The following is an 8,003-nucleotide window of genomic DNA, read 5'->3' as shown; positions in this document are numbered from 1 at the left end:
CCTCCCAAGTCTCTGCCCCGCTCTCTGTTCTTCTGGGGGACGCAAAAGTTTCTACCGCCTATAATAACAAGATAGTATTGCCCGGTTGGATGCTTTATTGGGTATCGGTTTTATGGTGGGATGCGTGTCAATCAAATAGCGACAGCTGGCCTTTTAGTTCTTTTTCCAGAGGGGCAGGGCGTTTATGGAGGAGGAAGTCGGTGGCATTATCGTCGAAAAGCCAGGTTTGTACCTCCTGGGGGCTTAGTATAAGGGGCATACGGGGATGGACGGAGCTTGTGGAGGGATTGGCCTGTGTGGTAAGGATGACAAAGCGGTCCCCGTCCTCATAGTGTCGGTAAAAACCGGCGAAAAGAAGGACATGGCGATCCGGCGCCCTGAAAAAATATTTATCTTTTTGTTCCGACCATTCATAGAAGCCGGTTGCGGGTATGATGCATCGTCTTTGCTTTACGCTTTCCCGGAAGGTTTTCTTTTCCAGAGCAGTTTCGCTGCGGGCGTTGAAAATGACTCCTTTATTACTGTAGGAAGGGAATCCCCAGGTAAATTCCCCGGCGGTCAGCTGATCGCTTTGCTCACTGCCGGCAAGGATAACCGGGGCTTTGGCAGACGGATAAACGTCCCGCTCTTTGCAGGAAGCAAGAAGTGCATCGTCTATCTGGCGGATCAGTTTTTCAATTTCTTTTGCGGTTTCGTCATTGATATAGTATCTTCCACACATTCTTTGTTCTCCGTTTTCTAACTGTTCAATACCTTCACAGTTATTGCAAAAATCCATCCTAAATCGCCTTCAGCGATGGGCTTTTTGCACTCCTGAATCACTTTCTTACGGTCTGTGCAGTAAATACACAGACCTGTTGGACAGTTACCCGTTTTCTTACTAAGTTTCCCATAATTCCTTTCTTTTATTCCTCTGCAAACTCCATGGCGCAGAAGGCTTTCAGGAATTCTTTGGCGCCATAGCCCTCAAATTCTATTTCCATCATGGCATCGTCCTCCCGGATAACTGTGCCGCGGCCATATTTTCTGTGGATTACGGTTCTTGGCTGTATTATTTCTTTTCCGGCAGGCTGCGGCTGCGAGGTTTCCTCCGGCAACTCCGGTAAATCTGCTTCCAGCGTCTCTTCTGCCCTGCTTTGCCTGGCTTCGATTTCCTGCCGTACCATTTTTCTCAGCTCCTGCAAATTTCCCTGCGCCGGATCCGCTGTTTCTTCCTGAATCAGTTCAGGCGGAATCATGCGGATAAAACGGCTTTCTCCCGGTATGACGCGGTTGTCCGGATTGGTATAATAGGAAAGCTCCAGGAAATCCTTTGCCCTGGTCATTCCCACAAAAAAGAGCCTTCTTTCCTCGTCCTCTTCCTCAAAGCCCGCGGTCCGCAGCGGAATCAGCCCATAATTCACCCCGATGATAAAGCAAAAGGAAAATTCCAGTCCCTTGGAGGCATGGAGTGTCATGAGCTTTACCCTTCCGTCTTCTTCCTTCGTTTCCTGCTCCGGAAGACCGTAAAGCACCGCATCATTTAAAAAGCTCCGCAAGCGGTCCGGCAGATTTTCCCCCTCTGAGGGCTGCTGCCGGAATAAGGATTCCAGCATGGCAAGGATCCTTCCCTTATCCTTCTGAAAAGATGCAGAGGTGGGATGCAGATATCCATCCAGGGAAAAGTAATCATACAGCGCTTGCGGGCTGTCAAGCGACGGGCAGCATTCCGAAAAGGCCAGCATCCTTTCATATAATGGCAGCTTCAGATCTTTCTCCCCATGAAGCACTGCCGCAGCCGTTTTTTCCGTGATCGGCTTTCCATTCCTGCGTTCTCCGTATTCTTTATGGCTAAGGGCATAGATCCCCGCCGGATAATCCTCCCGGCTGAGGGAAAACCGTAGCACCTGGAGCAGCCAGTATTGTACAGGACAGTCCCGGAGCGTGTGCTTCACCGAAACCTGAAATGGAATTCCTTCCCTGGCAAATACCTCCTCCAATACACCGGACTGATTCTGGAGACGGTAAAACACCGCAATCTGTCCCGGAGAAATGCCGCTGCCTAGCAGTTCTTTAATCCGATCCGCCAGATAACAGGCCTCCTGGAAGGGATCGTAGTGTTTCTTTACCACGATTTTGCTTCCCCGCTCCCTGTTTCCTGTAAGACTGCTGCCATACTGGGAAAATACGGACGCCGCTTCCAGAATGGAGGCGCTGGAACGGTAGTTTACCGGCAGGGACAGCTCCGTGGCCTGATATTCTGTGCGCAGTGTATAAAAAACATTACAGGCGCTTCCTCTCCAGCTGTAAATCACCTGGTTGGGATCACCCACGGCAAACAGCCTGGCTCCCTTATCAAGCAGTCTCCTCACCAGCGCAAGCTGCCATGCGTCGCAGTCCTGCACCTCGTCGATAATTACCCAGGCAGGCCTCCATTCCACTTCGGCAAGCAAAGCTTCCGTATTCCGGATAAGGTCGGCAAAGGTCATCCGGTTGCGCGCCCGCTTCTCTTCCTTCATAGCCTGCAGCAAAACCGGCATATCATCCTGAATCCGCCTTCCGGGAGGGGAGGGCAGTTTTTCCCGGCCATTTTCTGACGGCACAGCTTCCTCATCCTCCTGCTCAAGACGCTTCTTCAGCCGGTTCCGGTATTTGATCTGCAGCTTTCTGTCCTGGATCAGGCGCAGCGCCATATCCAGCTCCTCTTCCGGGTCCATCACCAGAAAATCCGGCGTATAGCCCAGCTGCTGCACCGGAAGCCTTTCGCGCAGAAGCTGGAGGGCCACGCTGTGGAAGGTCCCAAAATAACGCATCTGCACAAGCTCACCCTGATCACGTATAGCGCCCAGACGTTCCCTGATCTCCCCGGCCGCTTTGTTGGTAAAGGTGAGAACCACCATATCCTCACAATTCACCCCGCAGGCCTCGTGCAGGTACTTCACCTTGGCTGTAAGCACCGTGGTCTTGCCGCTTCCCACATTGGCGTTGACAAGGCAGGCGCTGCTGTCGTTAAACACCGCCTTTCTCTGATATTCATTCAATTCTGCCGGCAATACTTGTTCCTGCATGAAAATCCTTCCTGTCTGACCGTTCGTATTTTAAAAAACTAAAAGTATAAAAATATTATGTATTTCACAAATTAACAGGTTGAATTATTATCACCCGTATTCTTTTTATGCCATTTCCGGGTTCTCTTCTGAAAGCTTTCTCAAAGGCCGGAACATTTTTTATAATATTGCCCTGATCATATATAAACATAAATAATGTATTTACCGGATAATGAAAAGCATCGGCTCCCAATTGCTCCGTAAGCTCCTTTTCTGTCATATGTTTCCTTGTACATTTGATTTCAATCGCAATATTATTGTGGCCTAAATAAATATCTGTCCTTACTCCGCCATATCCATTATCCGCATTAACTTCTGTTCTGGCTTCCGGAAAAACAGGGACTATAAGCGAATAAAGGATTCTTTGGACATCATATTCATTACCAATGATAATTTTATCTAAATCCGCTTTTTTTATGGTACCGCTTCCATGCACATCCATACGATACATGGCTTTAATATGCATATAAAAATTTGACAGTATTTTCTCAAGAATCAAAAGTTCTGTACCTTCAGAAAATTCATCGTTCTCCGTAGCATCTATCATTTCCAAAATATGATTTGTTTCTTCCACCGCCCGTCTTAAAGAAACCATGCTATCTTCCGTTGAATACTCATTTTCATGAAAATGAAGCTTTACATTCAGAATTTCCTGTGTTTCTTCAGACAATCTGCAAAAAGCCGCCGTCCTTCTCACTTCCTGACTCCATGAGAAAAATTCTTCCTTCGCTTTGTTATAATCTGAACATTCCGTAAGCGCTGTCCCCTGTTGTATTAATTTCTGTATTAACATACCCACTCCTAAATAAATGCCCAGCGGATATAAAACAAAAAGAGATTATCCTGTATATGCATAATGTCATCCTTCCATTCCATTACCTGATACAGTGCACCCAAATTGTTTAAAATATCCTGCCACTTTTTTAATGTATCCTTTACCTTTTCCCTGCCTATTTTAGAATTCACAAGATTATTCTGAATCCGCTCCGTTAACTCCGCCAGCTCAATTTCCACAAGCGGAGGATTATCTGCCAGAACCTTGAGGATAAGGCCGTAGATATCCCTGTGAGATTGATCCTTCAACTCATACTGCAATCTTTTCTGCCCTCTGGTGGGCGGCCCTGCTTTTAATATCCGTACAACATCCGCATATGGAAGATTTATACAGGTAAACCTGCAGCTCTCTTCTACTACTTCATCCGTAATAACCGGATTATCAGAAGGCAGCAGACCAATATTCAGACAAATAGCCTGCATTAACTGAGGCGAATGAATACTTTCCAGCGCTATCCTCGAAATCAATGCCTCGTCAATCCTGATATTCAGTTCCTTAAAGCCCTTCCGGGCAATTTCCTCCAGTTGTTTCTGCTCCCATGGCTTTATTTCTATTACGGAAATCCTGCCTGCCAGATCCGGATTCAGCCGGATAGCGTCATCTGAACGGTGAGGCAGGGAAATTACCACTGCTTTAAAACCCAGGCGAATTACTTCTTTCAGCTGGCACGCAATATCATATTGAATTTCCGGTGACGCATAGTGAAAATCATCAAGTACAAAAATTTTATCTTTTGCCTTGAAATACTCTATTACCCTATCCTTATTACCTTTGTAATTTTTTTTAACCGTCGTTGATTTCTGTTCCATTTTAGATAAATCAGACTGTTGTTCGCTTACCTGGGCATCCATGGACAAACCGACTTTTCTGCCAAGTATTTCCCAAAAATCCGAAGCTTTAGCAAAATCATTTCCCGACATAGATACAATACGTTCCTGTCCAATCACCCTCTCACACAGTACTGTCTTCCCCGTTTTGGAAGGCCCTATGATATACGTTAAATATCCGTCTATCTTTAAACTCTGCTGTAATCTTTCTTCATAAGTATACTTTGTCTCTACAGACTGTCTTACTACATATGTCAGTTCCGGATATGTCCCCGGTTTAAATACTTTTTGATACCTTTCATCCACCTTTATCACCCCTTTTTATACTTTTATATGTATTATAGCACTTCTATATATCTTTTTATACTATTTCATTTGTATTTACCGCCTGAATAGTACTAAAATTATGTTTATATTACATTTTCTTATAAAAATGAACTTCAATTCCTATCATTTATCAACACTGTATATCTAACAGCGGAATCACATTGATAACAGGCTCCTCATACGGATGAATTTTTTTAACTTCCCTGACCGCAGTCTCCACAATCTCTACCGGGCACCGCACCTCCATCTTCATCTCCGTACCAAAGCAGATTTCCCCGGTTTTTCCGTTAAACGGGCTGCTGCCCGGTAACGGCCGCCAGGATCCCCTTGAGCACTGGAAAGCCATCACATGGTCATAATTTCCGACCCGGCAGGCGCCAATATGCGTCAGCGCATCCCGTATCGGCTCAATATATTCTTCCGGCACATATATTTCCAGCTTTACTTCCGTTACATCAATATTCACTTTTTCCTCCATCAGTTTACACTTGCCGCGCCGCTTCCTTTTTTTCCACTATCCTGCGTCTATATCATCTGGACGCTGCGCAGATTACTTTATTATTTGTAACAGTCCTGTCTGAACCGTTACTATTATTTCTTATTTATATTTCTCATAAGCTTCTCATGGATCCTCAGCCGCTCCTCCGGTGAGGCTTCCTCCTGCGTACGGATATCAAACCGCAGGCCGGCGGGTGCATCCGTATAAAAGCGGAAAATATTCTGAAGGCTGCGGTAATTGCTCTCCTCCAGCACCCAGTCCCGGTAAAAAGCATGGGATGTATACAGTGTCAGCCGGCTGTCCTTCCACTCCACCATGGGAACCGTAGAAAGAAAGGCGGCAAAGGGATCGCCTTTTTTCTGCAGGAAAGCACAGAACTCCTCCCATTTTTCCGCCTGTTCAAGCTCCTTCAGGGTAAAAGGGCTACGGATAAACGGCAGCGGCTCTTTTGTATCCTTGTACATTTTCACAGGCGGCCGGGTTTCCTCTGACAGATTCTTAAGCCCCCACAGCACCAGCCCCTTGTCCAGCCGGTAATCCCCGATGCAGGCCGCGCAGCCTGTTTCACAGGAACAGCCGCCTACCAGCATGATCGCATTCTCAATGATACGGGGCATGCAGTCCGCTATTTTTTCCGCATAGCCCAGGCCGCCCGCATACTGATCATAAAAAAACAACAGGGTATCCATTCCCCCAAAGGGTATCTCCTCCTCTCCGGATAGCTGCGGATCCCATTCCTGCTCTCCCGCCGCATTGGAGGACATGGCCATTCCGATATCCTCCTGCTCCGTCATGGTCACCATCATCGCTGCATTCTTCAGCGCATACATGAGGCCTTCAAAATGGTTGTTGCGGATGATTTTGCCGTTTTCCCGGATCTGCATCAGCCGCCTGTAGGTCCTCGCCACATTGGCGGGTATCCGTATCCAGGTGCTCTCCGTATCAATATCCTTGCAAAGCGGCGCGGGAAGCTGTTCAAAGCCCAGGCTCTGATGATTATGGAACTGCAGCTTCCGGTACATGGTCACGATCGTATTTACATTCACATCCCCGAACACGATTTTTGTCCGTTTATATTCCGATTCCCTGACGCTGTGCAGTATCCGGATTTCCGAAGCAGAGACCGGCATGGTATAAAAGTTACCCTGAAAGGGCGCCGCCAGGGCGGTATGGGTCTCCGGATCCAGCTGCGTCACCTGATACTGGACGCCGTCATGAAGGTAAACCGCTCCCTCATGGAGTTCCCGGAAGGCCTGCATTTCATCCATTTCCGTAATTTCCCTTCCGTTGTCCTTAAGGATAAGCTTGTACCTGATCTTATCAATATTGCGCAGGCTGAAATCCCCTGCGGGAAATGCGCTGCCTGACCAGGCAAATTTCCCATTCTGCCCGTTCAGCTCCTTTACCTTCAGCAGCACAGGAATCGTCTCCCCCAGATCCGGGAACACGGAAATGTCATCCAGCGTCAGCGGAAGCTCCGCGGCGGCGGCCCGGATGTGCGCCAGCTCAATAAAAAGATTGTTTTTATCCACGATTGCATTTTCGCTCGCCCCGGAAAACAGCCAGTCCGGGTTCACAGCCACGTACTGGTCAAAGGGCAAATTCTCCAGAATCAGGTAATTACAGCAGGGCTTCCCGTTCCTTCCCGCGCGGCCCGTCTGCTGCCAGAAGGAAGCCCTCGTTCCCGGATACCCTACCAGCACCGTAGTCTCTACTTTACCGATATCGATGCCAAGCTCCAGCGCGTTGGTGGATATCAGGCCAGTGAGCGCGCCGGATATCATTTTATTTTCGATTTCCTTACGCTCCGCAGGCGTATAGCCGCCCCGGTAGCCGGATATCCGATTCGCCAGAGAGGCAAAGCAGCCTTCCCCTTCCAGAATATCCGAAGCCTCCTTCAGCACCACCTCCACGTTTCTCCTCGATTTGGCAAACGCTATGAAGCTCCTGTTCTCCTCCACCAGCCGCACTATCACCTGGGAGGCCACCGCCGCTGAGGGCACCTGCCCATAGTCCTTTCCGTCCTTCCCCTTGATCTTGGGCGGCTGGAGGAATCTGTATGTTCTCGCTCCCGCAGGAGATCCGTCCCTGGAAATCCGCGAAAATTCCTGCCCGCATATTTCCGACGCCAGCTCCACCGGATTGGCGATGGTGGCGGAACTGCACAAAAACTGCGGCGCGCTCCTGTAGTATCTGCAAATCCGCGAAAGACGCCTGAACACGTTTGCCAGATGGGAGCCGAAGGCGCCTCTGTAGGTGTGCAGCTCATCAATGACCACATATTTTAAATTGGAAAAAATAAAATCAAAGCCATACCTGCTGTGGTTAGGCAGAAACGCGCCGTTGAGCATTTCCGGATTGGTCAGTATCAGATTGGCATTCTTCCGGATCCGGCTCCGCTCGCTGGCCGGCGTATCCCCGTCATAGAC

The 8,003-nt window shown here is 48.3% G+C and carries 6 protein-coding genes; all 6 read right to left on the bottom strand.

What is annotated here, in order from left to right; translation table 11 throughout:
* Positions 1-127: 127 nt before the first annotated feature.
* Positions 128-778 (bottom strand): SOS response-associated peptidase, encoded by a 651-nt coding sequence (locus HMPREF1548_RS21015; RefSeq protein WP_021638574.1) that lies wholly within the window; start codon positions 776-778, stop codon positions 128-130.
* 127 nt (positions 779-905) lie between these two features.
* Positions 906-3,047: an ATP-dependent helicase gene (locus tag HMPREF1548_RS21010; RefSeq protein WP_021638573.1), complete on the bottom strand. Its 2,142-nt coding sequence runs from the start codon at positions 3,045-3,047 to the stop codon at positions 906-908.
* Between the two features lie 64 nt (positions 3,048-3,111).
* The gene (locus tag HMPREF1548_RS21005; protein ID WP_198168668.1) at positions 3,112-3,756 is read right to left on the bottom strand and encodes a PD-(D/E)XK nuclease domain-containing protein; all 645 of its coding nucleotides are present in this window, start codon (positions 3,754-3,756) and stop codon (positions 3,112-3,114) included.
* Between the two features lie 131 nt (positions 3,757-3,887).
* Positions 3,888-5,054, bottom strand: a complete 1,167-nt coding sequence (locus tag HMPREF1548_RS21000; RefSeq protein WP_035323273.1) for a hypothetical protein — start codon at positions 5,052-5,054, stop codon at positions 3,888-3,890.
* Positions 5,055-5,205: 151 nt separating this feature from the next.
* Positions 5,206-5,541 carry a YqfO family protein gene (locus tag HMPREF1548_RS20995; protein ID WP_276946260.1) on the bottom strand — a complete coding sequence of 112 codons (336 nt, stop codon included), beginning with the start codon at positions 5,539-5,541 and terminating at the stop codon, positions 5,206-5,208.
* A 125-nt stretch (positions 5,542-5,666) separates the two neighbouring features.
* Positions 5,667-8,003, bottom strand: a 2,337-nt coding sequence (locus tag HMPREF1548_RS20990; RefSeq protein ID WP_021638569.1) for a DEAD/DEAH box helicase, incomplete at its 5' end; no start/stop codon positions are given.

The organism is Clostridium sp. KLE 1755 (assembly GCF_000466465.2).
Classification (GTDB): Bacteria; Bacillota; Clostridia; order Lachnospirales; family Lachnospiraceae; genus Eisenbergiella; species Eisenbergiella porci.
This window is presented reverse-complemented; position numbering and strand designations above follow the sequence as displayed.

Coding starts and splice junctions, on each gene's coding strand:
- HMPREF1548_RS21010 (WP_021638573.1), bottom strand. CDS start 3,047: ATGCAGGAACAAGTATTGCCGGCAGAATTGAATGAATATCAGAGAAAG.
- HMPREF1548_RS21015 (WP_021638574.1), bottom strand. CDS start 778: ATGGATTTTTGCAATAACTGTGAAGGTATTGAACAGTTAGAAAACGGA.